We start from the raw sequence: 25,022 nt of genomic DNA, 5'->3' as shown, positions 1-25,022 counted from the left end.
CTGCGTTCTGATCATCCCTGGCGGGACGGATCAGTCTTCGACTTCAACCGCGCCGCGGGTGTCGATGACCTTCTTACCACGGTAGAAGCCGTCCTTGGTCACGTGGTGACGCAGGTGGACTTCGCCGCTCGTCGGGTCGGTCGACAGCTGAACGGTGGTCAGCGCATCGTGCGAACGACGCATGCCGCGGGTGGACGGGGTCTTGCGGCTCTTGGCAACGGCCATGGCGAATCTCCAGCGAAATTACTTAATGAGTCCGCGGAGTGCCGCGAACGGGTTTTCGGTCTTTTCCGGCAAGGGTTCTTCTTCCTCACCGGCTCCAAGCATGTCGTCGGGCAACTCATAGTCCGGATTGACCGGGACCAGGGGCAGCACCAACAGCAGTTCATCTTCGATCGTCGCGATGGGATTGAGCTTGCCGTCGTCTTCGACCAGCAAAGCCTCGTAACCCGGCGGAAGCCCGGCTTCCTCACTCTCACGCACGATCAGTCCGAGACGCGTATCGACTTCGACCGGCAGCACGAACGGCTCGAGCGATCGCTGACAGATGAGTGTCAACGGTGCTGTCGCACGGACGGCTACGTACTTCGTGCCGAAGTCGTCGGTGCCGAAGTCCAGTTCGTAGGTCACGTCACCCTCGGTGGACGCGATGACTTCTCCGAGACGGGTGAAAACCGACACGGGAAGCTGACCCTGGAACGAACGCCGCGCACGAACTTCGCGCCAAGCGTCCACGGACGATGGCAAAGTCACGGACATAATCGGGAAATGGTAGGCATCAACACCCTTGAAGTCAACCGGTTAGGCGGTCGAATGTGGGACACAGGGCGGTTTTGCGCAGTCGCGGGGCTTTCGTGCAGACTGCCATGCCTGGTTCCCGATTGCCGCCACCAGCCCCCAGGAAGGAAGAGGTCGCGTGTTTTCCGTTGCATATTATGCACTTGCCATCGTCTTTGCGCTAGCGGTCGGGCTCTCCGTATGGGTGCTCCGCCACCAGCGGACGCGCCGACGCCACGGCGCCCTGCAGAGCCTGATGGACAACGCCGACCGGCTGGAGGCGGATCTGAAGGATTGCCGGGATCGCCTTCAGCGCGCCCATGCGGTGATGTCGGTCAGCCCCGACCAGCCCGCGGCAGGCGAGATCGAGGCTCAGCAGGCCGTGGACTCCGGACTGCGCGCCCTGCTCCAGCAGCGGCTGTGGATCCGCGACCGCGGTCCTGACGCCAGCCAGCGCGAGCTCGATGAGGCGGTGGATGCCCTGATCCGCGCCCGCCAGCAGCTGGAGCCTCGCCTGCGTGCCCTCGATGACGCCCAGACCGCACTCGACACGGCCGTGCGCGAACACATTCACAAGGAATTCTGACGTGCCCTCCCCGATGGTCGTCCTCGCATCGACCTCCCACCACCGTGCCGGCCTGCTGCGGCGCCTGCTCGACGACTTCGGGCAAGTTTCGCCCGGTACGGACGAAGCAGCCCTTCCCGGCGAAGCCCCCGCCTCCCGCGCAGCCCGCCTGGCGGAGGCGAAAGCGCGCGCGGTCGCCGCCCTCCGCCCCGGCAGCGTCGTGATCGGTTCCGATCAGGTCGCCGATCTCGACGGCACCGTGCTGGACAAGCCCGGCACCGTCCATCAGGCCCACCGGCAGCTCGCCGCGAGCTCGGGCCATGACGTGGTCTTTCACACGGCCGTCTGCGTCATCGATGCGCAAGGCGACGCACTGACCCACGTCGACGAAACCCGGGTGACGTTCCGAACCCTCACCCAGGCGGACATCGAACGCTACGTGGAGCGCGAGCGGCCACTCGACTGCGCGGGGAGCTTCAAGTGTGAAGGACTGGGTATCGCCCTGTTCGAGCGCATCGTCAACGAAGACCCCACGGCGCTGGTCGGTCTGCCGCTGATCGCGACGTCACGCCTGCTGCGTGCCGCGGGCGTCGAACTCCCCTGAGGCCTCAGCCGCCGGCGCGCGCGGCAGCGGTCCACACCCGGCAGGCATCGGGGTCGGCGACACCCGTCGACCCCGTCGACGGCGCCGGCCCGGCACGATACAAGCCAAAACGGCGCCGCTTGTCGAACAGGTCGAGACGAGTCACCGACTCACCCAGCGCCACACGCGAACACACCGATCCCAGCCAGTCGCGCCGCTCACGCTCACGCAGCGCGGTTTCGTCGACCACAAGCAGCAACCGCGCGTCCCGATGCAGGGACAGTCCTCTTTCATCCAGACCCCAGTCGGCGAGCTGTCTTGCGCGACCATGCTTCGTGTTCAGCGGACTGTCGAGCGCATAGATCTCGCGCCCGCCGCCGAGTGCGAAACGCAGTTCCGCCGCCAGCATGAAGTTGTCGGCCACCACGACCAGGGATGGGTCCGTGCGCAATACCCTCGCGACCGCTGCCGAGGACTCCCGCCAGCCCGTGAAATTCGCCGGAAACGCCTTGGCTCCCGAAAGCATGCGGGCGCCCGACGGCGACGCGGCAAGACCGAGATAGGCCAGCCCGATGACCAGCCCCAGCGCCGCGAGCGCAAATCCACCGCGCGCCGCCCTGCGCCATCCGCTCGCGGCATCCTCGAGCAGTAACGGTAGTGCGGCGCACAGCAGCGTGTAAGCGGGCATCGGCCAGTGCGCACGAAAGCGCACGTCGTCCGCGAACAGGCCAAGCACGAAGTAAGCAAGGACGAACGTGCCCGCGATAGCCGCGACGACATCGAAGGGCGCCTCCGCGCGACGGCGCCAGCTTCGCCACAGCGCCCAGAGCATCACCACCCATGCGACGGGTGTGCAGGCCACGGCCTGCTCCAGCGGCTGCACCAGCGCATCCGCATGAAACTGCCAGGGATTCCGGTCGACCAGCTGAAACGCGACACCGGCGCCGCGCGACGCCATGTTGTACAGCACGATGGGCACGAGACCGATCGACGCCAGAGCCAGCGCAAGCCAGATGCCGGGACGCCGCCACTGCGCCCTGCCGCGCGCGGTGGCGGCCAGGAACACGAGGCCGCCGAGCATCGGCATGGCGGCGCGATAGTGAGTCATCCAGGCGACCGCCAGCGCCACGCCGAGCAGCGTCCAGTCGCGATACAGATTTTTCTCAAGCGCGGCGATCAAACCCTGCGAGGCAAGCACGATGGCGAAGGTCAGCGGTACATCGGGCAACGCCAGCACACCCAGCGATCCGACCAGCGGAAGGCTCAGGGCGAAGGTCGCCGCCTGCCAGCGCGCGATCTCACCACCGTAGCGTCCTGCGATCGCGCCTACCTGCCACGGGATACAGGCGCCGATCAGCAGAAATGGCAGGCGCATCGACAGAAGGCCGTGACCGAAGCACGCCTCCGATACCGCGATCAGCCACGCCGTGAGGGGCGGAAGGTCGCTGTAGCCCCATGCGGGCGCGAGGCTCTCCTGCCAGTAGAACGCTTCGTCACCGAAGGGCGACAAGGTGCATGCGATGAAAAGCTTGCCCAGCAGCGTCAGCACGAACAGGACGAGAAACGTGCCTCGCCAGGATCGCGCGCGCGCCGCTACACTCGAACGATCTCGCATCGACATGGCCAGGACGGGGAGCTCACGCATCGATCATGTCCGCAACGAATCCACTCAACGATGAAATGCTGCGCCATCGACTCGACGGCGCCCTCGCACAGGTCAACGGCGTACTGCTCGGCAAACCGCGTCAGGTCAAACTGGCCTTCGCCTGCCTGATCGCCGGGGGACACCTGCTACTCGAAGACGTCCCGGGTGTCGGCAAGACCACGCTCGCTCATGCGCTGGCGGCCACCTTCGACCTCGAGTTCCAGCGCATCCAGTTCACCAGCGACCTGCTGCCTTCGGACATTATCGGGGTCAGCGTGTACGAGCGCGAGACCGGCGAGTTCCGTTTCCATCCCGGCCCGATCTTCACCAGCCTCCTGCTGGCGGACGAGATCAACCGCGCCACGCCGAAATCGCAGAGCGCCCTGCTCGAGGCCATGGCCGAGGGACAGGTCACCGTGGACGGTGTGACGCACGAACTGCCTCGCCCCTTCTTCGTCGTCGCGACGCAGAATCCGCTGGATCTCGCCGGCACGTTCCCTCTGCCGGATTCGCAGCTGGATCGCTTCATGCTGCGCCTGAGCCTCGACTACCCCGACCCCGCCGCCGAACGCGCACTGCTGATCGGCGAGGACCGCCGCGACATGATGGCCTCGCTCAGTCCGCGCCTCGACATCGCGGCGATCGACCAGTTGCATGCGGCATCCCAGGCGGTGAAGGTCACCGGCACCCTGCTCGACTATCTGCAGGCCCTGCTCACGGCCAGCCGTAAACACAACGAGGTGCGGGTCGGCCTGTCGCCCCGCGCCGGACTCGCCCTGCTTGCGGCGTCGCGCGCGTGGGCGTTGCTGAGCGGCCGTGACTACGTCATTCCCGAGGACGTCCAGACCGTGTTCGTCCCCACCGCCGCGCATCGACTCGTGCCCGGACGGGGAAGCCAGCGCGAGGTCATTGCCCGGGCGATTCTCGCCGAGACCGCGGTGCCCTGATGCCCGACGCGGTGCAGCGACTCACCGCCTGGGCGGAGCGACGACTGCCGTCACTCACCCGCATGCGCCAGCGCGAGCCGATGCCCATCGTGCTGCACCGGCGGCGCATCTATATCGTGCCGACGGGTTTCGGCCTGGGGTTTACCGTGCTGCTGGCCGTCATGCTGATCGGCGCGCTGAACTACGCCAATAACGCCGCCCTGCTCCTCACCTGTCTGGTCGGCTCGGTGAGTGCCGGCAGCATGCTGGTGGCGTTTCGCGTGCTCAACGGCATCACCGTGGGCGGTCTGCGAATGGGCACGGCGCGCGCCGGCGAGAACGTTCGTGTCTTCCTCGATATCGGAGCATCGCAGCGCGAGCGCATGGCTGTGCGCCTCGATGTCGAAGGCAGGGAACACGTGGTGGTCGTACCGGCAGGCGGAGCGGCGACGGTGGAGTTCGACCTGCCCACCGAGTTCCGCGGCTGGTTGCCGCTGCCGCGCATGCGACTGCACAGCCGCTGGCCTCTGGGCATGTTCCGTGTCTGGAGCTGGCTCAATCCCGATCGGGCCGTGCTCGTGTATCCGCGCCCCGAAGGCATGGGCCCGACACCTTTCGAACCGCAGGGCGATGCGGACCGCGGTCGCCCCCGCCCCGGCGACGAACTCGCTTCGCTGCGCGAATATCGTGCCGGCGATCCGCGCCGGCTGATCGCCTGGAAACTGAGTGCCCGGCACCACTCCCTGCTGGTGAAGGATCTGGAACAGCCCGCGCCACAGGAAGACTGGCGACTGGACTGGGACAGCATGCACGGACTCGACGACGAGTCGCGGATCGCCCGACTGGCCCGCTGGGTGGACGAGGCTCGCGAATCCGGCCGTCGCTGGAGCCTTCGCCTGCCGGACGGATATTTCGACGTGGCACAGGGTGACGAGCATTACCACCGCTGCATGACCGCCCTGGCGCTGCGCCCATGACCGGCTTCCGCCCTTCGCTGCGTGCACGCCCGTCGGACGAGCCCCGCCTCGCGCCCCGATCGTTCGACCTGCTCTGCCTCACCATGGCGTTCGTCGTCGGCGTCCACGCGCCGCACCTGCCCTGGTGGCTGACGGCTGGCCTCGCTGTGGTTTTGGTGGCCCGCTGGCAGCAACGTCGCCGAGGCGGTCGTCATCCACCGGTCTGGATCAAGGTCCCGCTGATCGGACTGCTGCTCGCGCTCATCGTTTCCACCTACGGCACCCTGTTCGGACGCGAGCCCGGCAGCGCGTTCGCGGTGGGCCTGCTGGTGCTCAAACTGATGGAGAGCGAGCGATTGCGCGACGCGCGCGTCGGCGTGGCTTTCGCCGCGTTCGCACTGATGAGCGCATTGCTGTTCGACCAGAGCATCGTCGCGACGCTGATCGTCGCCCTTGGCATCGTGCCCGCCGTGATGACCCTGCGCTCGGTGGAGGAAGTGGAGCCTGCACGCATGCGCCTGCGCGTCGAGGTCATGCCGGTGCTTCTGGCTCTGGTCGTGTCGATCCCCCTCGCCCTGTTCGCCTTCCTGTTCATTCCCCGGCTGAGTTCACCCCTCTGGGGAGCGCCGACGATGGACCGCGCCACGACCGGACTGTCGGACCGCATGGCACCCGGCGACATGGCCGAGGTGCTTACCGACGACACACCCGCGATGCGCGTCAGCTTCGATGGGCCCGTCCCGATTGCCAGCTCGCGTTACTTCCGCGCCTTCACGATGACGCGCTTCGACGGACAGGCATGGAGTCCGGGATTTCTCCGCCGCGATGACGGCGTTCTCGAGGGATCGGCGCGGTTCCACTATCGGGTCACGCTGGAGCCGACGCGCGAGCGGGTGCTGCCCATGCTCGACATGCCCGTGACCGCGCCCACCGATGCGAGCATGCGTAGCGATCGGACCGCGCTCGCGAATCAGCGACTCGACAAGACCTATACGTACGACGCGACGGCGACCGGCGAATACCGTCTCGATGCGACATTGGACCCGCAGACCCGTCGCGCCAACCTGCAGCTTCCGGCGAACGTCGGGCCACGTGCGCGGGCGCAGGCGGCCGCGTGGGTCGCGCAATTCGGCGGCAATCCCACCGCGATCGCCCAGGCCGCCCTGGCGATGTTTCACGACGGCGGCTTCCGCTACACGCTGGCCGCGGCGCCACTGGGACGCGACCGCATCGACGACTTCCTGTTCGGCACCCGCGAGGGTTACTGCGAGCACTATTCGTCGACCTTCACCTTTCTGATGCGCGCAGCGGGTATCCCCGCGCGCGTGGTCACGGGCTATCAGGGCGGCTACTGGAATGCGCTCGGACACTACCTCCTGATTCGTCGGGCCGACGCACACGCGTGGACGGAACTCTGGCTCGAAGGACGCGGCTGGGTTCGCTTCGATCCGACCGGCGCCGTGCGCCCCGAACGCGTGACGCTGGGTGCTGCGGCCGCCGCGGCGGTAGGTGACGGCGGCGACAGTTTCTTCAATGCGGCGTGGTGGCGAAGCGCGCGAGATCGCTGGGATGTGGTCAACCAATGGTGGAACCAGGCCGTTAACGGATTCGACTCGCTCCGTCAGCAGGGCCTGCTGCAGCCGTTCGGCATTCGCCGGGCGGAAGTCGGCGACCTGGCGATCGTCCTCGCCATCGGTTGCTCCCTGCTGGTCGTGGTCGCCCTGGGATGGGCGCTGTTTCAGCGACGTGAAGGCGATGAGTTGGATGTGTGGATGCGCCGGCTACAGAGGAAACTCGAAAAGGCCGGCGTGACACGACGGGCAGGCGAAGGACCGAAGCATTTCATGGCTCGCGCGGCCCGCGCGCTGCCCGACCATCGAAATGCATTGGAAAGGTTGAGCGAGGTCTACTTGCGGTCGCGTTATGCCAATGACGAACCGCCGCCTGAATCAGTAAGTGAATTCAGTCGTGCGGTGAAGGAATTAAGGCCGCGCCGCGTGGTCAAATAGGTCATGGCGCCGACTGTGTCCGGCGCTTCCAGGAGATGTGTCATGTCCATGTACAAACCGCTGGCCATCGCGGCCGCGACTCTGGCTCTCGGCGCTTGCGCCACGGTGCCGCAGCCGCTGCAGGGTCAGTTCAACGACGTATCCACTTCGGGCGCCCAGCAGGGCGGCGCACCGGGCGCGAAAGTGCGCTGGGGCGGCGAGATCATCAAGACGGAGCCGGGTCCGCAGCAGACGTGTTTCTTCGTGCTTTCCGAGCCGCTCGACAGCGAAGCCCGGCCGACGGCGAGCAAGTCCGATAGCCAGGGCCGCTTCGTTGCCTGCCGCGACGGCTTCTACGACCCCGAGGTGTTCACCCGCGGTCGCGAAATCACCGTCACCGGCACGCTGCATGGCGCCGTCTCGCAGAAGGTGGGCGACTTCGATTACGCCTATCCCCGCGTCGAGGCGGACGTCGTCTACCTCTGGCCGAAGCGCGTGCCGATCAACCGTGGCTACGGTCCGGGGTTCTACGACCCGTTCTGGGGTCCGGGCTGGGGCCCGGGTTTTGGCCCGTACGGCTACGGTCCGTGGGGCGATCCGTTCTATTACCGCCCGCGCACGATCATCGTGCGGCCCCCGCCGCCGCCGCGCGCTCGCTGAGTATCGCGACCCACAAAAAAGCCGGCCATGTGCCGGCTTTTTTGTGCCTGTCGTCCGGCTTAGCCCGGCGGCCAGTGCATCTGGCGGCCGGCGAGCAGGTGGACGTGGATGTGGAAGACCGTCTGGCCGCCGTGCGTGTTGGTGTTGATGACGGTGCGATAGCCGTCCTTCGACAGGCCCTGGTCGCGGGCGTAGGACGCCGCGGCGAGCAGCAGTTTTCCAAGCAACTCGGCGTCGCCCGCGGTCGCATCGTCCAGCGTGGCGATGGCGCGCTTCGGGATGAAGAGCACGTGCACCGGCGCCTGCGGGTTGAGGTCACGGAAGGCCAGCACGTCATCGTCTTCGAAGACGATATCGGCGGGGATTTCGCGGCGGACGATCTTGGCGAAAATGGTGTCGGTCATCGGGTTTCCCTGGATATCAGCCGAGCGACTGCCGGCTGCCGAATGCGTGAGCGAGCGTGCCGCGGTCGACGAACTCCAGTTCACCACCCAGCGGCACGCCATGAGCCAGGCGCGTGGCACGAATACCCGCGGCCTTCGCCAGCTGCCCGATGTAGTGGGCGGTCGCTTCGCCTTCCACGGTCGGGTTGGTCGCGATGATCATTTCTTCGATCTCGCCCTCCCCCAGCCGCTCGGCGAGCAAGGGCAGCCCGAGCTCGTCGGGACCCAGCCCGTCGAGGGGTGAAAGCCGTCCCAGCAGTACGAAGTAGTGGCCGCGAAAGCCGGTGGCCTGTTCGATGGCCGCGAGATCGGACGGCGACTCGACAATGCACAGCACCTGCTTGTCGCGCGTGGCGCTGGCGCACAGCGAGCAGACCGGCGTCTCGCTGAAATTGCGGCAGCGCGTGCAGTTGCCCACATCGCGCATCGCCGACTCCAGCGCGGACGAAAGGCGCAGGCCACCCTGCCGCTCGCGTTCGAGCAGGTGGAAGGCCATGCGCTGGGCGCTCTTCGCACCGACGCCCGGCAGGCAGCGCAGGGCATCGATCAGTTCACCGAGAAGGCGGGAGCCGTTACTCATCGTGTCGTCGGACGATCCGTCAGAACGGGAGCTTCATGCCCGGAGGCAGGTTCAGGCCGGCGGTGACGCCGCCCAGACGCGTGCGGCTCATCTCGGCGATCTTGTTGACCGCGTCGTTGACGGCGGCGGCGACCAGATCCTCGGCCATCTCCGGATCGTCAGCGAACGTCTGGCGATCGATATGGACGGCGCGCACTTCGTGACCACCGGTCATCGTGACGGTGACGAGGCCGCCACCCGCGGAGCCGGTGACTTCCGTCTTGGCGAGTTCGTCCTGCGCACGCTTCATTTCGTCCTGCATGCGCTGCGCTTGCTGCATCAGCTGACCAATTTGACCTTTCACGTTCCTGGCTCCACGGGTTTGATCGATTGCGGGATGACGCGCGCGTCGAAGTCGCGCTTGAGCGCCTGTACAAGGGGGTCGGCATCCATCGAGGCTTCCGCCCTGGCCTGCGCGTCGCTGGCCGCCTGCGCCCTGCGCTCCGCCGGCGTGCCCAGGTTGCCCCGGTCGGCGACGAAGCGGAAGCGCACGCGGCGGTCGAGCGCGCGCGAGACCTTTTCTTCCATCTGGCTGGTCAGTGGCTCGACCGCCAGATGCATGTGCTGGGGCTGCAGCGCGAGCACCATGCTCTCGCCGTCCACCTCACGCAGTGAGCAGTTTTGCGCCAGCTGCCCGATCGGACCACGCAGGTTCGCCCGCTCGACGATGTCGTGCCAGTCTGGCAGACCATCGGCGCCGATGCTGATCGGCCGGGGGGGCGCGGCAGGTTCCGACGCCGGAGGCGCTGGCGCTGCGGCCGGACGCGACGGAGCCCGCGCGGCGGCCGGAGCGGCGGCCGGAGGCGGAGCCGCAGGGCGCGCCGCAGCCGGTGCCGCTGCCGCCGCTGGTGCGGACGGGCGCGCCGCGGGCGCGGAAACGGGTGCACGTGCCACGGCGGCCGCCGCCACGGTTCCACCGCCGTCGGTCGGACGGAAGGCGAACATGCGCAGCAAGGCCATCTCGAAACCGATGCGCGCGTCGGGCGCCATCGGCAACTCGCGGCGACTGGTGGTGGCGATCTGGTAATACAGCTGGACGTCTTCAGGCGCGATGCGCGAGGCGATATCGGCGAGGCCGGCATCGCTCTCTTCTTCGCGATAACCGGGCACCAGCTGGATCAGCTGAATGCGATGAAGCACCGTCGCCAGATCGTCGAGCACGCCGGCGAAATCCGGAGAGAACGACGCGATGCGCTCGGCTTCGCCCATCAACGCGGCGCCGTCGCCGGCCGCCAGCGCTTCGAGGACACCCAGCACCTGGCCGCGCTCGACGCTGCCGAGCATGGCGCGCACATCGTCCGCACGCACCGCGCCGCCGCCGTAGGCGATAGCCTGGTCGAGCAGCGACAGACCGTCGCGCAGCGAGCCGTCCGCGCCGTGCGCGAGTTCGCCGATGGCTTCGTCGTCGTACTCGATACCTTCGGCACCGAGGATGTGGCGCATCTGGCCCGTGATCTGATCCGGCAGCAGCCGCTTCAGGTTGAACTTGAGGCAGCGGGACAGCACGGTCACCGGCAGCTTCTGCGGATCCGTGGTCGCAAGCAGAAATTTGACGTGCGGGGGCGGTTCTTCCAGCGTTTTCAGCAGCGCGTTGAACGCCGGCTTCGAGAGCATGTGCACCTCATCCACCAGGTACACCTTGAAGCGCCCCCGGGACGGTGCGTACTGCGCGTTCTCGATCACCTCGCGGACATCGTCCACGCCGGTGTTGCTGGCCGCGTCGATCTCGAGCAGGTCGACGAAGCGACCCGCATCCACCGCAGTGCAGACCGCGCATTCGCCGCACGGGTCTGCCGACTCGCCGCGCTCGCAGTTGAGCGACTTGGCGAAGATGCGGGCGATCGTGGTCTTGCCGACACCACGGGTGCCGGTGAACAGATAGGCGTGATGCATGCGACCGGAGTCGAGCGCGTTGGTAAGCGCGCGGACCACGTGCTCCTGTCCCACGAGTTCAGCGAACTTGCGTGGGCGCCACTTGCGTGCGAGGACCTGATAGGACATGCGTATTACCTTGGGGCGACAGTGGATTGTGCCAAGGACACGCGTCGGGCGCACCCCAGCCCCGAAAAGGCGATGACCCTGCCAGCCACACCCCGGCACCCGAGTCGTCCGCTACCGTTGCTTCCTTCCGGACCTGGCGGAGTTTACGGACTATCGTCGCGGGGGGACCGACAGGGTCACCATAAAGACGGTAAATCAATTTAAAAGCAGGGTGTTGCAACCGTGCGGGCGGGATTGTTCGGGCTCCTGCCCTCACCCCTCCGCTTCGCTACGGGGCCGACGCTACGCGCCGTCCAAATTTGTTCCAGACAAATTTGTCGAACCCGCGCGGGTTCAAATCCCGCTCCCACGGTGTCGCTTCGTTTGTCTCTGCGCCACCTTTAACGGTGTCGCACTTTAGATTTGGCGGAGAGAGCGGGATTCGAACCCGCGATACCTTATTAGGGTATACACACTTTCCAGGCGTGCTCCTTCAACCACTCGGACACCTCTCCGCACTTGCACATCCTCTTCCCCGGCGTCCTGTCCGGCAAAGAAGCGGAAGGATAACGTTCCCGCCGCGGCGGGGCAAGCCTCAGCCGGCACCGGGACGCGGCGGCTCCGGTTCGGGCAGAGTCAGGCGTTCTCCCGGATGAGCGATCCGGTAGCCGCGTGAGACCAGCGTTTCACCGTCTTCGGCGCTGCCGTAGTGATACAGGGCCATACGCGCGGTGACCTCGGGCGCGTACTCGCGCTCCAGATCGTCCACGCCGGTATGCGACGGATTGCCGATGACGCCGCAGTCGTGGGCGATCAGTTCGCCAGCCGCGCCGTGCAGCGCCAGGGCCTCCGGCACCGGCCTCGTATCGCCCGTGTAGACGAAGCTGCCACGCAGCGCCAGGCCGTACGAGGTGCCCTGCACGTGATGCCGGGTGGGAAAGACGTCGAACCAATGGCCTTCGTGCCAGAACCCGCGGGTGCAGGGCAGCAGATGGAAGGCCTCCCAGTAATTCACGCCGCCCTCGGCCAGTGCGCCCGGGTAGTCGGCCACCCTTCCCTGCAACCACGGCAGGAGTGCGGCGTGCAGGTAAACCCGGGTGCGGCCGCGCAGGGCTTCGTCGAACCACAGGCGGAAGAACAACCTTTCCATGCCCGCGACATGGTCCATATGCACATGCGTGACGTAGAGCGCCGGTGGCGGCGTGCCGTAGGCGGCGACGTAGCGATCGAGGGTATCGGGGCCGCAGTCGACCAGCAGCAGCGGTTTGCCGTCCCGCTCGACGACCACGGCCGACGAACCGAGCTCGACCGCGTGTGCCGCGCCGGTTCCGAGGAAATGCAGGTCCCAGGTCATGCGCGCAGGCTCCGTTCGTAGTGTTCGATCAGGGCCGGCCATAGCTCGGCGTCGAAGGTGTCCCCGGCCGCGTCGCGCGCGCCGAGCTTCACCAGCGAGCGCTTCAGGCGGGACAGATTGGCATGGCGCCAGCCGCGCGACGGACGGCGCAGACGCCCCCGGTCGAAATCGATCAGGTAGAGACCATCGGCATTGACCAGGATGTTGTGCGCGTTGAGGTCGGCATGCCAGGCGCCCTCCCGGTGGAACCGGGCGATCAGCTCGCCGACCCGTCCCGCCAGCGCCGCATTGAAGGCGCCATCCTGAAGGCGCTCGGCCAGCGTGGCGGCGGCAGGAATGCGCAAGGTGATCAGGTCGGCCGAGTAACGGAAGCCCTGACGAACGAAGCGTGAGGCCACCGGCGGCGACACGGGCAGGCCCCGGCGCTCCAGTTCGGCCAGCAGACGGAACTCGCGGTCGCTGCGTGTGCGGCGGCGGCCGGTAAAGAGGTAGCGATCGCCGAGCAGACGGGCGACCATACCACCGCGGCGATAATGCCGAAGCACGGCTTCGCCGGCCGGGGTATCGATTACCGCGACACCGCCCCGCCCACCCGATTGCGTGCGCAGCGCACCCCGCTCGCGCCAGTAGTCGGGCGAGAACCAGGGTGCGTCGACTTGAGATACACGGGTGGCGTCGAACAGAATCGTCCCGCCCGCGCTCTCCTTGACTCGTTGCTCTGTCATTCGTCGGCCGCCCTTACGCAGCCACTCATCCGGTACTCCGATCGTGTCCAGTCTACCAAGCCGTCCACTCCCGTCGGGAGATTCCAGCCTCTGCATCCTGCGTACCTCCGCCATCGGCGACGTGACGCACGTGATTCCGCTGGTCCGCACCCTGCAGGAGAAGTCGCCCGGCACGCGCCTGACGTGGCTCGTCGGCAAGCTCGAGCGCAAGCTCGTGGGCGATTTTCCGGGCGTCGAGTTCATTACCTTCGATAAGGGCAAGGGCCGGGAAGGCATGCGCGAGGTACGCCAGGCGCTGGCCGGACGCCGGTTCGACGCCCTGCTGCACATGCAGGTGGCATTGCGCTCGAATCTGCTGAGCCTGGCCGTAAAAGCCGATCGCCGCATCGGCTACGACCACGCCCGCTCCAAGGACCTGCACGGGCTCTTCGTCAACGAACGCATCGAAGCCCGCACGGGCGAGCACGTGCTTGACGCCATGGCCAGCTTCATCGAGCCACTGGGCCTGAAGCAGACGGAGGTGCGCTGGGACATTCCCGTGCCCGCCGACGCCCATGAGTGGGCCGCCGAACAGCTGCCCGGCGACGCGCCGACCCTGCTGGTCAGTCCGATGTCGAGCCACACGGTGCGTAACTGGCGGGTCGACCGCTACGCGGCCCTGATCGACCACGCGATGGCGCGCGGCATGCGTGTCGCGCTGGTCGGCGGTCCGTCGGACCCCGAGCGCGCGCTGGCGGACAGCATCCTGGCGGCGACCGCGGCGGCCCCGCTGGACCTGACCGGCAAGGACACGCTGAAGCGTTTCATGGCTCTGCTGGCACGCAGCGCCATGATCCTCACGCCGGATTCGGGCCCGATGCACATGGCCAACGCGGTGGGCACGAAGGTCCTGGGGCTGCACGCCGCCAGCAACCCGCACCGCTCCGGCCCCTACTCGGACCGTCGCTGGTGCGCGGACAGATACGACGCGGCGTCGCGCAAGTTCCTCGGCAAGCCGGCGTCCGAAATACCCTGGGGCACCAAGATCGAGAAAGCCGGCGTCATGGACCTGGTCGAGGTCGCCGACATGAAAGACCGCTTCGAGGCCTGCGCGGCGTTCCTGAAACTGCCGCTCGCCTGATCAGGCCTGCGGCGCGCGGTAGTCCTGATACGACTTTTCTTCGACCAGCGTCGAGCCCAGCTTCGTGTTGATCTCGCGCTTGATCGCCGCGCGCTCGTCGTTTTCGATGTACACCGAACGGGCGAGTTGGATGAATTCCTCGTCGAATGCCTGAGCACGCTCCTTCATGCGGATGTCGTCTTCGATCTTCCACAGGCGCTGGTTGACGGCCAGCAGGCGCGAGGTCTCGTCGGTGATGTCGGTCTCGGAGGCCCTGTCGTTCTTCCACGTGGCCTCGAGCAGCTCGAGCTCGTTGCGCACATTGGCCAGCTTGGCCGCGTCCTTGATCTGCTGCAGTTTGATCTGGAGGATCGTGATCTTGTCGATCAGCTCACCGTAAGAAACGGGGGTCTGGATAAGGCTCATGGCAAATCTCCGGTCGGTCAGGCGCCGGAGGTTAGCAGTTTTGCATCCGCAGGGCCGCCCCCGAAGGCGGAGAGGCTGGCGGCGAGATGATCGAATACAGCCCGGACACGACGGCTCTTGCGCTGGTCCTCGTGCATGACGACCCAGATCGGGAGGCGCACCTCGAGCTCGTCGGGCAGCACGCGCACCAGACCCATGCGGTGCGCCAACGGCACCTGACAGAAGCCGATGCCGAAGCCGGCACGGATCGCCGCCATCGCGGCCAGATCGTTATCCGTGCGCAGCGCGAAATGCTCGCGCGAATACGGGACACCCGCCGGCCGCAATGCGCGGATATACGGTTTTTCCTCGTCGTAACCGATCAGCGCGTGCGTGACGATATCGGCGACGCGTTCGGGCGCGCCAGCCACGGCGAGGTAGTCAGGGTGACCGTATAAGCCCAGCGGTATGTCGCAGACATGCCTGGCGACCAGCGCGTCCTGATCGGGCACCGCGCTGCGAACGGCGATATCGGCGTCCCGACGCAGCAGATTTTCGGTGCGATTGGTGGTCGACAGCTCGATGACGATGCCGGGATGCGCGCGCCGGAACGTGGCAAGCATCGGCGGCAGGACCTCGACGCCGACTACCTCGCTGGCGGTGATGCGCACCACGCCGCGCAATGCCTCACGCGAGCCCGAGGCGACCCGGAGCACCGAGGCGGCCGCGGAAGCCATGGCCTCCGCATGAGGCTGCAACTCCAGCGCCGCGTCGGTCGGAATGAGTCCGTGGGATACGCGGGAGAACAGCGGAACGCCAAGCGACGCCTCCAGCTCCCGCACATGCCGGCCGATGCTCGGCTGGGTCATGTCCAGCGACCGCGCGGCGCCGGACAGGCTGCCTTCGCGCAATACGGCGAGAAAGGAGCGGAAAAGATCCCAGGCGGGCTCGGTGTTGGCCATACATAAACGTATAACAGATGTTCACTGATACGCAATTCCCGAACAGGGGGCACACCCATCAGACTTTGCCCATCCCAACGGAGCACCGCCATGACCCAGCACCCGCGCACTGCCCTCGTCCTCGGCGCGACCGGCGGGGTCGGCGGCGAAACGGCCCGCGCCCTGATCGCCGCGGGCTGGAACGTCAACGCCCTGACCCGCCACACGGGAAAGACCGGAGATGGCATCCGCTGGATCGAAGGCGACGCCATGGTCGCCGCCGACGTGCTTCGCGCGGCCGACGGAGCGCAAGTCATCGTCCATGCCGTGAACCCGCCCGGCTACAAGGACTGGGAGCGCGTCGTTCTGCCGATGATCGACAACACCATCGCGGCGGCGCATGCCGTCGGAGCGCGCATCGTGCTGCCCGGCTCGGTCTACAACTACGGGCCCGACGTGTATCCCATGATCGCCGAGGACGCCGCGCAGCATCCGCCGTCACGCAAAGGAGAGATCCGCGTCGACGTCGAACGACACCTGCAACGCGCGGCCCGCGACGGCGTACGCAGCCTCGTGCTTCGTTGCGGTGACTTCTATGGGCCGGGTGGCGGCAACAACTGGCTGGCTCAGGGCATCGTGACGCCCGGCAAACCGCTGCGCGCGATCCGCTATCCCGGTCCGCCGGCGCTGCGGCATGCGTGGGCCTATCTGCCCGACGTCGCATCGACCCTGGTGGCGTTACTGGATCGCGAGGACGAACTCGAAACCTTTGCACGCTTCCACTTCGGGGGACACACCCTCACCGGCGACGAACTGCACGCCGCTATCCGTCGTGCGTCAGGTAAGCCGTCGCTGCGGATGCATCCGTTTGCCTGGTGGATGGTGAACCTCATCGCACCGCTTCACGAGACGATGCGCGAGGTGCGCAAGATGCGCTACCTGTGGAACGAGGAAGTGCTGATGGACGGTAAGCGCCTGCGCGCCTTCCTGCCGGAACACCGTGACACGCCGCCCGATGTGGCGATGAAGGTCACGCTCGACGCGCTCGGTGTTCTGACGCGCTGATTCGGACCTCCGATTCAGAGCGAGACGGCGCCGAACGCGTCCATGAGCAGCAGTACGTTGAGCCCGAGCACCACCAGTGCGGCGAGCGCGGCGAGACCCACCACGAGCATCCCGTTGCGGAAGGCACCCATGACGTCGCGCCGACTGGTGAACCACACCAGTGCGATCATCGGGAACGGCAATGCGATGCTCAGCGCGACCTGACTGAGCACGAGCGCGCGCGTCGCATCGACGCCGGCCAGCACCACCGCGAAGCTGGGCAACATCGTGATCGCCCGTCGCAGCCAGATCGGGATGCGAAAATCGACGAAGCCCTGCATGATCATCTGCCCCGCCATGGTGCCGACGACGGAGCTGGAGAATCCGGAGGCGACCAGCGAGACCAGGAAGATCGTCGCGGCAGCGCCGCCAAGCAGCGGTACCAGTGTCTGATAAGCGGTTTCGATCTTCGCCACATCCGGGTGGCTGCCGTGGAACGCGCCGGCCGCCATCACCACCATGGCGAGGTTGATCAGGCCCGCGACGGCCAGGGCCAGGATCACCTCGAGGTTGGACAGGCGGATGATCCGCCGGCGCTCGCTGTCGTTCTTCGGCTGCGCCCGACGCTCGGTCAGCCCCGAGTGGAGAAACAGCGCATGCGGCATCACCGTGGCGCCGATGATGCCCACGGCGATGGCGATGGCGGCGCTGTCCGGAATGTTCGGCACGAAAATCTGCTGGCCCAGCGACTTCCAGCCCACCGGTGCGATGAACAGCTCCACGAGATACGACAGTCCGACCACGCCGACCAGCGCACCGATGGTCAGTTCGAGCCGCCGGTAGCCTTTGCCTTCCAGCATCAGCAGCGCGTACGTGACGATGCCGGTGATTCCCATGCCCACCAGCAGCGGCATGTGGAACAACAGGCTCAGGCCGATCGCCCCGCCGAGGAATTCGGCGAGATCGGTAGCCATCGCCGCCAGTTCGCTCACCACCCACATCAGATAGACCAGCGGTCTCGGCAGGCGATCCCGACAGAGCTCCGCGAGATTGCGGCCCGTGACGATTCCCAGCCGGGCGGAGAGGCTCTGGAACAACATCGCGACCAGATTGGCCAGGAGCACCACCCAGAGCAACGCATAGCCGTAGCGAGCGCCCGCCTGGATATTCGTGGCGAAGTTGCCCGGATCGATATACGCGACCGAGACCACCATCGCCGGCCCCGCGAACGGCAGCAGCGCGGACAGGCCACGGCGGCGCCCGGAAAGGACGTCGACCATCGCCGGGTCGGGATTCTGCTGTCTTACCTGATCAAGCATGCGATGAATCCGCGGGACTTACGACAAAAAGAGAGCGCCGCGCGGTGAACGCGCGGCGAGGCTGCGTGGGATGCATGCCCCCGTTATACGCCGCGGCCGCGCGCCTTGCGACGCGAGCCCGGTGCGAAGACGAGTCCGGCGATCACACCGGCCGCGATGAGCGAGCCCGCGACGGCGGGCGAGGAGACCTTCAGCGTCCGGACCTGGCGCACCGGCCGCTTCGGCCCGTGCTGCACCTCGGCCGGCGCCGCCTCGATCTCGACCGCGTGCGTGCTGGGCCGGATCGGCTTGCCGCGGGCGTCGGCAACGCCACGGGTCAGCTCCGCGCCGAGCAGGACGATGATCGATGAGTAATAGGTCCACGTGAGCAACACCACGAAGGCACCGGCCGGTCCGTACGCGCCGCCGACATCCGAATACTGGATATAGAGGCCGATAGCGTACTTGCCAACCATGAACAGCACCGTGGTGAGCACCGCGCCGATCAGCGCCTCGCTCCAGTCGATCACCGCGTCGGGGAGCACCTTGTACATGGCGCCGAAGGCCACCACGAAAACCACCACGGAGATACCGAATTCCACCGCCTTCCAGGCGGTGGAGTCACCGCGGATCATGGTCTGGATGATCGCGCTGACGATAAACGAGACAATCATCATGAAGGCCATGCCGCCGAGCAGCGCGAAGGCGCGGCCGCGCGCGCGCAGCCAGGCGCCCACGGCCTCGCCCGGCCGGGCCTTCACCCGCCACACCCGATCGAGGGTGCCCTGCAACTGGGCGAACACCGCCGAAGCGGCGAACAGTGTCACGCCGATGCCGATAACGCCCGCGATGTCGCCGATTCGCGGATGCGCCCTGGCGCTGTTGATCACCGAATCGATCGCGCCAGCCGCGCGGCTGCCGACGACCGCCGACAGGGCCTCGGTCAGCTGGTCACGCCATTCGGGGTGAAGCAGCGAAATGACCCAGACCAGCAGGAGCAGGAGCGGCGCGAACGACAGCGCCGCGTAGAACGCCAGCGCCGCGGCGCGCGTCATCAGCTCATCGTCGCTGAAACCGTCCACCGCCGAGACGATGGTTCGTTTGAGAGCGCCGCCGGTCATGCCCTTCTCCTGATCGTTCTACGCGTTTCCACCAGAGGCATACCTTCAGGGAGGGCGAGCGCACGTGATGTGAACGTGGAAGCAAGGCCCTAGAATCGGCGTATGCCTCTGACCCTGCTGATCGCCGACGACCACCCGATGTTCCGCGGCGCCCTGCTGCACGCGCTGGCCGAACCCCTCCGCGGCGGCCGTGCGCTGGAAGCCGCCAGCCACAGCGCCATGGAGACCGTGCTCGCCTCCGGGGAATCCGTCGACCTGGTCCTGCTCGACCTGACCATGCCGGGCGCCATGGGGTTCTCCTCCCTGCTCTGGTTGCGCGGCGAGCACCCCGACGTGCCCGTGCTGGTGGTTTCCTCGAACGACCACCCGCGCAACGTGCGCCGGGCCCAGCAGTTCGGCGCGGCGGGATTCGTCTCCAAGTCCGCACCCGCCGAGGTATTGCGCGAGGCGGTGGCCGAGGTCATGCAGGGCGGCACGGCTTTCGTGGGTGCGCGCGCCGAGCGCAGCGACGACGACGCGCAACTGGCCGCGCGGCTGGCGCGGCTCACGCCCGCGCAGTTCCGCGTGCTCATGCTGATGGCCGAAGGTCTGCTCAACAAGCAGATCGCCGCCGAGCTCGGCCTCGCCGAGAACACCGTGAAGATTCACGTCACGGCCGTGCTGTCCAAGCTCGAATGCCGCTCGCGCACGCAGGCCGCCGTGCTGGTGAAGTCGCTCGACATCGACGAGGGTGTCGATGGCTCGCATCCTGGCTGACGCGACCCGCTAGCCGGCGAGCATCAGCAGCCGGCTCATCACCGCACGCAGACGTGCGGGCGCCAGCGGCTTGGTCAGGTAGCGCAGCCCGGCCGCCGCGGCGCGCTCGACATCCGATGCCGAGGGCGCCTCCGCGATGAGCACGACCGGCGGCAGGCTGCCCCATCGCGAACCGAGCGCTACGCGAAGCTCTTCGGTAGCCATGCCATCGATCGGATCCTCGAGCAACACGATCGACGGTGCCTCGTCGGTCTCGGCATGACGCATGGCTGCGCTGGCCCCGGGGACGGCCACGACATCGCAGCCCCACGAAGACAACAGCCGGGCCGTCGCCTGTCGCGTGACGGCGTCGGCATCGACGAGCATCACACGCGCCCCCGTAAAGGGCGACTCGTCTTCGGCACTCGCACCCGGCGCGACCACATCGGCATCGCCGCGATACACCGGAACGGCGATGGAGAACACGCTGCCGCGCCCCAGCCGGGAGCGCACGCCGACACGCGCTCCAAGCAGCCGACCGATGCGATCGACAATGGAGAGACCGAGCCCCGAACTGCGACGATCGCGATCCATCCCGTTATCGAGGCGAAGAAACTCGTCGAAGATCGCGCGTGTTTTCGCCTCCGGAATACCGAGCCCCGTATCCCAGACCTCGATGCGCACCGCATCGTCCTGCCGCCGCGCACCAATCAGCACGCCACCGCGCGGTGTGTAGTGGATCGCGTTGGAGAGGAAGTTCTGTAGCACGCGGCGAAGCAGCAAGGCATCGGCACGCACGACGAAAGCACTGTCGACCCAACGCAGGCGCAGGCCCCGCGAATCGGCCAGCACGGCAAACTGGCGGGCCAGATCGGCAAGCAGCGGGCCCAGTGCCACCGCCGTGAAACGGGGCTCGACCGCACCGCCCTCCAGACGGGACACGTCGAGCAAGCTGGCAAGCAGTTCGTCCTGCGTGTCGAGGGCGCTGCGAACACGCTCTGCCAGTTCGCGCTCGTTCGCGTCGAGCCGGCCCTCCGCCAGCGTACCGATGAAAAGACGCGCGGCATTCAACGGCTGGAGAAGGTCATGCACGGCGGCGGCGATGAAACGCGTCTTGGATCGGTTGGCGCGCTCGGCCTCCGCCTTGGCCTCGTGGAGATCGCGCGTGCGCTCGTCGACGCGTTGCTCTAGGCTCGTCGCCAGCGAGCGCAACTCGCGCGCCGCCGCCTTGTACGCGGTGATGTCGGCATAACTGGTAACGAAGCCACCATCCGGCAGCGGGTTGCCACGAATCTCGAACGTCGTGCCGTCCGGACGCTCGCGCTCATACATGTGCGGGCTACCCGCACGCAGGTAGGCGAGACGACGCTGAATCGCTTCCTCGGGATCGCCCGGACCCAGAAGGCCTCGACGTGCGTTGAAGCGGAACATGTCCTCGATGGGCCGCCCCACCCGCATGTAGTCGTCGGGAAAACCGAAAATCTGCTGGTAACGCGAATTCCACGCCACCAGACGCAGCGAGGCATCGACGACGCTCACGCCTTGCGGCAGGTGCTCCAGGTTGCCGTGCACCCCCTGGGTCGCCTCATGCGCGGCGGCTACGATGCTGTCCTGCGCCGACCGCAGCGCGGCGGCATGATGCGCCACCATGCGCTCCAGTTCCTCGCGGCTGCGCAGACGCAGACGTGCAAGGCGGATCCGCTGTTGCAGGAACAGACCAAAGAGGATCACAGGCAGCCAGCCTGCCAGTACGATCAGCGCCGCGTTACGTGCCGCCACGGTCGCCGGGCGCGCATCGGCCAGCAGGTGCAGTGTCCAGGCCTGCTGCGGTAATGGCAGGCTGCGCCAGATGACCTCATGAGGCAGCTCGGGCGACGACACCCTCACCTGATCCGCACCGTCCCCGGCGGTGCCCACCCGGGTGCGTACGATCAGGGGAAGCGTGCGACCGCCGTACTGGCGCGTGCGATCGATGGACAAGGCGTCCCGTGGATCGAGCGCGTGCAAGGCGCGGTACATCCATTCGGGGCCACGGTTGGCCAGGAAGACCACGCCGTGCCGGTCGGCCAGCAACACGATGTCCTCTTCGCGCGCCCAGTCGTGGCGCACATCGTCCAGCGTGATCTTGACCACGACCACACCGATATGACGGCCCGTATCGTCGTCGACGGTGCGGGTGATGAAGTAGCCCGGCACGTTGGTGGATACGCCCAGCGCGTAGAACGTGGAGTGGCCGTCACGCATCGCGTCCTGAAAGTACGGCCGGAAACGGTAATCCAGACCGACGTTACTTTCCGGCGTGTTCCAGTTGTTGGCGGCCACGGCGTGGCCGTCACGGTCCAGCAGAGTCAGCGTCGAAGCATGCACCGCGCCGTTGGCCTGTTCCAGTTTGCGGTTGAGCGCCGGCGTATCGATGGATGCGGTCGGACCGGACAACGCGGCCCTGAGCTCGGGATCCAGCGCCAGCACGTCAGGCAGCACGGTAAAGCGATCGATCAGGCGCTGCACCGCCAGCACATGCAGATTGAGCCGGTCAGCCGACTGCGCGGCGATGCCGCCGAGCGCCCGCCGCCAGGCCCACCAGCCGCCCAGCGCCACGCTCCCGGCCATGGCCAGCAACAGGATCAGCAGGGTAACGAGGCGGGCAAGACGCGATCGGGGCATGCGACATGCTCGCACAGGCGCGGGACCTCTAGCCGGAATGTGCTATGGGTCGTTCCGGCCGCAGGGAGTACAAAACGGCACCCGCCCTCAAAAGGGCAGCTGCCGTTGTCGTGCCATGTCCCTGCGCTCCGCCTCGCCCCTCGTACCTGTCCCCTTCTATCGCCAGACCTACGTCCAGGTGCTGCTGGCCATCGCACTCGGTGCCCTGCTCGGCCACTTCTGGCCGACGTTCGGCCAGTCGCTGAAGCCTCTGGGCGATGCCTTCATCAAGCTGGTGAAGATGATCATCGCGCCGGTGATCTTCCTCACCGTGGTCACCGGCATCGCCGGCATGCCGCACCTCAACGCCGTCGGTCGCGTCGTGCTGAAGGCGATGATCTACTTTCTGGTCTTCTCGACCCTCGCGCTGATCGTCGGCCTGATCGTGGCCAACGTGGTGCAGCCGGGTGCGGGTCTGAACATCGATCCCGCGACCCTGTCGACGAAGGAAATCGCGACCTATGCGTCCAAGGCGCACGATATCTCGCTGACCGGCTTCCTGCTCGACATCATTCCGGACACGGTGGTCGGCGCGTTCACCTCCGGCAATATCCTGCAGGTGCTGCTGTTCGCGGTGCTGTTCGGCATCTCGCTGACGATGGCCGGCGAGCGCGCGAAGCCGGTCGTGTCCTTCTTCGAGTCGCTGACCGCGCCGGTGTTCACGATGGTGCATCTGCTGATGAAGGCCGCACCCATCGGTGCGTTCGGCGCCATCGCGTTCACCATCGGGCGCTATGGCATCGAGTCGCTGTCGAACCTGTTGTTTCTGGTCGCCACGTTCTACGGCACGGCGATCCTGTTCATCGTGGTGGTGCTGGGCACGGTCGCCGGACTGGCGGGTTTCTCGATTTTCCGGCTGCTGCGCTATCTCAAGGCGGAGCTGCTGCTGGTACTCGGCACCTCGTCGTCGGAGGCCGCGCTTCCCTCACTGATGGAGAAGATGGAGCGTGCCGGTTGCGACAAGTCCGTCGTCGGTCTGGTCGTGCCCACCGGTTACTCGTTCAATCTGGATGGCACCAACATCTACATGACCCTGGCCGCGTTGTTTATCGCGCAGGCGACCAACACACCGCTGACGCTCGGTGAACAGGTCGCCCTGCTGCTGGTGGCGATGGTCAGCTCGAAGGGCGCAGCGGGCGTCACCGGTGCGGGATTCGTCACGCTCGCGGCGACCCTGTCCGTGGTGCCCTCGCTGCCGGTTGCGGGCATGGCGCTGATCCTCGGCGTCGATCGGTTCATGAGCGAGTGCCGCTCGCTCACCAATTTCATCGGCAACGCCGTGGCTACCGTGGTCGTCGCACGCTGGGAAGGCGCGCTGGATCGCAAGGCTCTGGACGCTGCCCTGTCGTCTCGCGCGGAGAACCGCGCGCCCACGCTCGTCGCTTCACAGGGGAAACAGTCATGAGCTTGCTTCGCGTCGCGCTACTCGCCGCGGCCGTCGGTCTCGCATGCACCGGCCAGGCGGCCGCGCAAACCGCGCCGGATGCCGGTAAACCCACCTCCATCGATCTGTGGCCCGGCAGTCCGCCGGGCGGCGGCAGCGGTCCGAAAGGGCCGGAGCGGATCGGCCAGAGCGGTACCGGTGTCGGCGCGGTCTCCAACGTCAGCCGCCCGCGTATCGAGGTATATCGCCCCGCCCGCCCAAATGGCGCGGCGGTGATCCTCATCGGCGGCGGTGGCTATTTCCGTATCGGGATCGGGCATGAAGTGATCCCGACGGCGAAATGGCTGGCGGCGCTGGGCGTCACGCCGGTGGTGCTTTATTACCGCCTGCCCGCCGATCACTGGCCGGCCGTCGCGCCATTCCAGGATGCGCAGCGCGCGATCCGCGTTTTACGTGCGCATGCCAGCGAGCTCGGCATCGATCCGAAGCGCGTGGGTGTGGTCGGGTTCTCGGCGGGTGGCAATCTTGCCGGTATCGCCGAGACGCGCTTTGCCGATGCGTTCTATCCCGCCGTCGACGCGGCGGACCAACAGTCGGCACGACCGGATTTCGCCGGGCTGATCTACCCGGTGATCTCGTTGCAGAAGCCCTTCGATACCACACGGTCCAGCCGCGAACTGTCCACGCAGTCCGATGCGGTGCAGGCCTATTCGGTCGAGCTCCACGTGACGCACGACACGCCGCCGACCTTTCTCGCGCAGGCCGCCGACGACCCGATCGCCAACATCGGTAACAGCCTGGTGATGTTCGACGCCCTGCACAAGAACGATGTCGACACCGAAATGCATGTGTTCGACAAGGGTGGTCATGGGTGGGGTCTCGGCGATCCCGGCTCGGCGCCGGCGCAATGGCCTCGCTTGTTCGCCGCCTGGGCACGTCGCGCAGGCTTCTTCAACGCCGTCGACACCGGCCCGTTCGCCGTGCCCGCCACATTGCCGTCGAATGCCGCGCCCGCGGCCAGCGATGCGATTCCGGACGACAACTGATCGCCACCGACGACGAGACGCATGC

General features: G+C 66.9%; 25 protein-coding genes, 1 tRNA gene and 1 other RNA gene. 11 read left to right on the top strand and 16 right to left on the bottom strand.

Annotated features, from left to right (window positions below; translation table 11 throughout):
- Positions 1 to 30 precede the first annotated feature (30 nt).
- Both rpmF and BLT40_RS02695 read right to left on the bottom strand, forming a co-directional pair.
- A complete protein-coding gene (gene rpmF / locus BLT40_RS02700) occupies positions 31 to 225 on the bottom strand; it encodes a 50S ribosomal protein L32 (RefSeq protein WP_036112167.1) in 195 nt (64 codons plus the stop codon).
- 18 nt (positions 226 to 243) lie between these two features.
- Entirely contained in the window at positions 244 to 681 is a 438-nt protein-coding gene (locus tag BLT40_RS02695; protein WP_308847004.1) for a YceD family protein, read from the bottom strand.
- A gap of 235 nt (positions 682 to 916) precedes the next feature.
- Here BLT40_RS02695 and BLT40_RS02690 point away from each other — a divergent pair, with 235 nt between their 5' ends.
- Together BLT40_RS02690 and BLT40_RS02685 are read left to right on the top strand one after the other, a co-directional pair.
- Entirely contained in the window at positions 917 to 1,363 is a 447-nt protein-coding gene (locus BLT40_RS02690) for a hypothetical protein (RefSeq protein WP_090351190.1), read from the top strand.
- A gap of 13 nt (positions 1,364 to 1,376) precedes the next feature.
- A complete protein-coding gene (locus BLT40_RS02685) occupies positions 1,377 to 1,946 on the top strand; it encodes a Maf family protein (RefSeq protein WP_255363970.1) in 570 nt (189 codons plus the stop codon).
- 4 nt (positions 1,947 to 1,950) lie between these two features.
- Here the strand turns inward: BLT40_RS02685 and BLT40_RS02680 are convergent, their stop codons facing one another.
- Positions 1,951 to 3,570 (bottom strand): ArnT family glycosyltransferase, encoded by a 1,620-nt coding sequence (locus BLT40_RS02680; protein ID WP_255363916.1) that lies wholly within the window; start codon positions 3,568 to 3,570, stop codon positions 1,951 to 1,953.
- A 5-nt stretch (positions 3,571 to 3,575) separates the two neighbouring features.
- On the opposite strand from BLT40_RS02680, the gene BLT40_RS02675 reads away from it, so the two are divergent.
- The 4 genes from BLT40_RS02675 to BLT40_RS02660 are packed head-to-tail and all read left to right on the top strand — an operon-like array spanning position 3,576 to position 8,100.
- Entirely contained in the window at positions 3,576 to 4,517 is a 942-nt protein-coding gene (locus BLT40_RS02675) for an AAA family ATPase (RefSeq protein ID WP_079520999.1), read from the top strand.
- Positions 4,517 to 5,473 (top strand): DUF58 domain-containing protein, encoded by a 957-nt coding sequence (locus tag BLT40_RS02670; RefSeq protein ID WP_090351185.1) that lies wholly within the window; start codon positions 4,517 to 4,519, stop codon positions 5,471 to 5,473. Before BLT40_RS02675 ends, BLT40_RS02670 begins: the two co-directional genes overlap by 1 nt.
- Complete coding sequence (locus BLT40_RS02665) at positions 5,470 to 7,461, top strand: transglutaminase TgpA family protein (RefSeq protein ID WP_090351182.1); 1,992 nt, start codon at positions 5,470 to 5,472, stop codon at positions 7,459 to 7,461. The genes BLT40_RS02670 and BLT40_RS02665 overlap by 4 nt, the downstream gene beginning before the upstream one ends.
- A gap of 42 nt (positions 7,462 to 7,503) precedes the next feature.
- Positions 7,504 to 8,100 carry a Slp family lipoprotein gene (locus BLT40_RS02660; protein WP_043694719.1) on the top strand — a complete coding sequence of 199 codons (597 nt, stop codon included), beginning with the start codon at positions 7,504 to 7,506 and terminating at the stop codon, positions 8,098 to 8,100.
- 59 nt (positions 8,101 to 8,159) lie between these two features.
- Here the strand turns inward: BLT40_RS02660 and BLT40_RS02655 are convergent, their stop codons facing one another.
- The 8 genes from BLT40_RS02655 to BLT40_RS02620 all read right to left on the bottom strand — a co-directional run bounded on the left by BLT40_RS02655 (position 8,160) and on the right by BLT40_RS02620 (position 13,221).
- Positions 8,160 to 8,504 (bottom strand): histidine triad nucleotide-binding protein, encoded by a 345-nt coding sequence (locus tag BLT40_RS02655; RefSeq protein ID WP_036112147.1) that lies wholly within the window; start codon positions 8,502 to 8,504, stop codon positions 8,160 to 8,162.
- Positions 8,505 to 8,520: 16 nt separating this feature from the next.
- Complete coding sequence (recR, locus tag BLT40_RS02650; RefSeq protein WP_036112145.1) at positions 8,521 to 9,123, bottom strand: recombination mediator RecR; 603 nt, start codon at positions 9,121 to 9,123, stop codon at positions 8,521 to 8,523.
- A 19-nt stretch (positions 9,124 to 9,142) separates the two neighbouring features.
- Entirely contained in the window at positions 9,143 to 9,466 is a 324-nt protein-coding gene (locus tag BLT40_RS02645) for a YbaB/EbfC family nucleoid-associated protein (protein WP_036112141.1), read from the bottom strand.
- A complete protein-coding gene (gene dnaX / locus BLT40_RS02640; protein WP_090351179.1) occupies positions 9,463 to 11,163 on the bottom strand; it encodes a DNA polymerase III subunit gamma/tau in 1,701 nt (566 codons plus the stop codon). Before dnaX ends, BLT40_RS02645 begins: the two co-directional genes overlap by 4 nt.
- Before the next feature lie 76 nt (positions 11,164 to 11,239).
- Positions 11,240 to 11,336: signal recognition particle sRNA small type (gene ffs, locus BLT40_RS02635), an RNA gene on the bottom strand.
- A gap of 230 nt (positions 11,337 to 11,566) precedes the next feature.
- Positions 11,567 to 11,657 (bottom strand) — tRNA-Ser (locus BLT40_RS02630).
- 80 nt (positions 11,658 to 11,737) lie between these two features.
- Positions 11,738 to 12,496, bottom strand: coding sequence for an MBL fold metallo-hydrolase (locus tag BLT40_RS02625; RefSeq protein WP_079521004.1), 759 nt, complete (start codon positions 12,494 to 12,496; stop codon positions 11,738 to 11,740).
- Positions 12,493 to 13,221 carry a 3-deoxy-D-manno-octulosonic acid kinase gene (locus BLT40_RS02620; RefSeq protein WP_043694727.1) on the bottom strand — a complete coding sequence of 243 codons (729 nt, stop codon included), beginning with the start codon at positions 13,219 to 13,221 and terminating at the stop codon, positions 12,493 to 12,495. Before BLT40_RS02620 ends, BLT40_RS02625 begins: the two co-directional genes overlap by 4 nt.
- 43 nt (positions 13,222 to 13,264) lie before the next feature.
- On the opposite strand from BLT40_RS02620, the gene BLT40_RS02615 reads away from it, so the two are divergent.
- A complete protein-coding gene (locus BLT40_RS02615) occupies positions 13,265 to 14,341 on the top strand; it encodes a glycosyltransferase family 9 protein (RefSeq protein WP_255363915.1) in 1,077 nt (358 codons plus the stop codon).
- Here BLT40_RS02615 and BLT40_RS02610 read toward each other — a convergent pair whose 3' ends face one another.
- Together BLT40_RS02610 and BLT40_RS02605 are read right to left on the bottom strand one after the other, a co-directional pair.
- Complete coding sequence (locus tag BLT40_RS02610; protein ID WP_090351177.1) at positions 14,342 to 14,746, bottom strand: DUF6165 family protein; 405 nt, start codon at positions 14,744 to 14,746, stop codon at positions 14,342 to 14,344.
- A gap of 17 nt (positions 14,747 to 14,763) precedes the next feature.
- A complete protein-coding gene (locus tag BLT40_RS02605) occupies positions 14,764 to 15,687 on the bottom strand; it encodes a LysR family transcriptional regulator (RefSeq protein ID WP_090351172.1) in 924 nt (307 codons plus the stop codon).
- Positions 15,688 to 15,777: 90 nt separating this feature from the next.
- Between BLT40_RS02605 and BLT40_RS02600 the strand changes: the two genes are divergently transcribed.
- Positions 15,778 to 16,731, top strand: a complete 954-nt coding sequence (locus BLT40_RS02600; protein WP_090351169.1) for an NAD-dependent epimerase/dehydratase family protein — start codon at positions 15,778 to 15,780, stop codon at positions 16,729 to 16,731.
- Between the two features lie 14 nt (positions 16,732 to 16,745).
- Here the strand turns inward: BLT40_RS02600 and BLT40_RS02595 are convergent, their stop codons facing one another.
- Both BLT40_RS02595 and BLT40_RS02590 read right to left on the bottom strand, forming a co-directional pair.
- The gene (locus tag BLT40_RS02595) at positions 16,746 to 18,029 is read right to left on the bottom strand and encodes an Nramp family divalent metal transporter (protein WP_043694737.1); all 1,284 of its coding nucleotides are present in this window, start codon (positions 18,027 to 18,029) and stop codon (positions 16,746 to 16,748) included.
- 83 nt (positions 18,030 to 18,112) lie between these two features.
- Complete coding sequence (locus BLT40_RS02590; RefSeq protein ID WP_079521009.1) at positions 18,113 to 19,129, bottom strand: YihY/virulence factor BrkB family protein; 1,017 nt, start codon at positions 19,127 to 19,129, stop codon at positions 18,113 to 18,115.
- Positions 19,130 to 19,231: 102 nt separating this feature from the next.
- On the opposite strand from BLT40_RS02590, the gene BLT40_RS02585 reads away from it, so the two are divergent.
- Positions 19,232 to 19,885, top strand: a complete 654-nt coding sequence (locus tag BLT40_RS02585; protein ID WP_043694740.1) for a response regulator — start codon at positions 19,232 to 19,234, stop codon at positions 19,883 to 19,885.
- 9 nt (positions 19,886 to 19,894) lie between these two features.
- On the opposite strand, the gene BLT40_RS02580 is transcribed toward BLT40_RS02585, so the two are convergent.
- Positions 19,895 to 22,528, bottom strand: coding sequence for a hybrid sensor histidine kinase/response regulator (locus BLT40_RS02580; RefSeq protein WP_090351167.1), 2,634 nt, complete (start codon positions 22,526 to 22,528; stop codon positions 19,895 to 19,897).
- A gap of 115 nt (positions 22,529 to 22,643) precedes the next feature.
- Between BLT40_RS02580 and BLT40_RS02575 the strand changes: the two genes are divergently transcribed.
- Positions 22,644 to 23,972 (top strand): dicarboxylate/amino acid:cation symporter, encoded by a 1,329-nt coding sequence (locus BLT40_RS02575; protein WP_090351164.1) that lies wholly within the window; start codon positions 22,644 to 22,646, stop codon positions 23,970 to 23,972.
- Positions 23,969 to 24,997 (top strand): alpha/beta hydrolase, encoded by a 1,029-nt coding sequence (locus BLT40_RS02570; RefSeq protein ID WP_090351162.1) that lies wholly within the window; start codon positions 23,969 to 23,971, stop codon positions 24,995 to 24,997. The genes BLT40_RS02575 and BLT40_RS02570 overlap by 4 nt, the downstream gene beginning before the upstream one ends.
- Positions 24,998 to 25,022 lie beyond the last annotated feature (25 nt).

The sequence above is a fragment of the Dyella sp. 333MFSha genome (genome assembly GCF_900102405.1).
Taxonomy (GTDB): Bacteria; Pseudomonadota; Gammaproteobacteria; order Xanthomonadales; family Rhodanobacteraceae; genus Luteibacter; species Luteibacter mycovicinus.
Note: the sequence above shows the minus strand (reverse complement) of the source record. Positions and strands in the feature narration are given on the sequence as shown.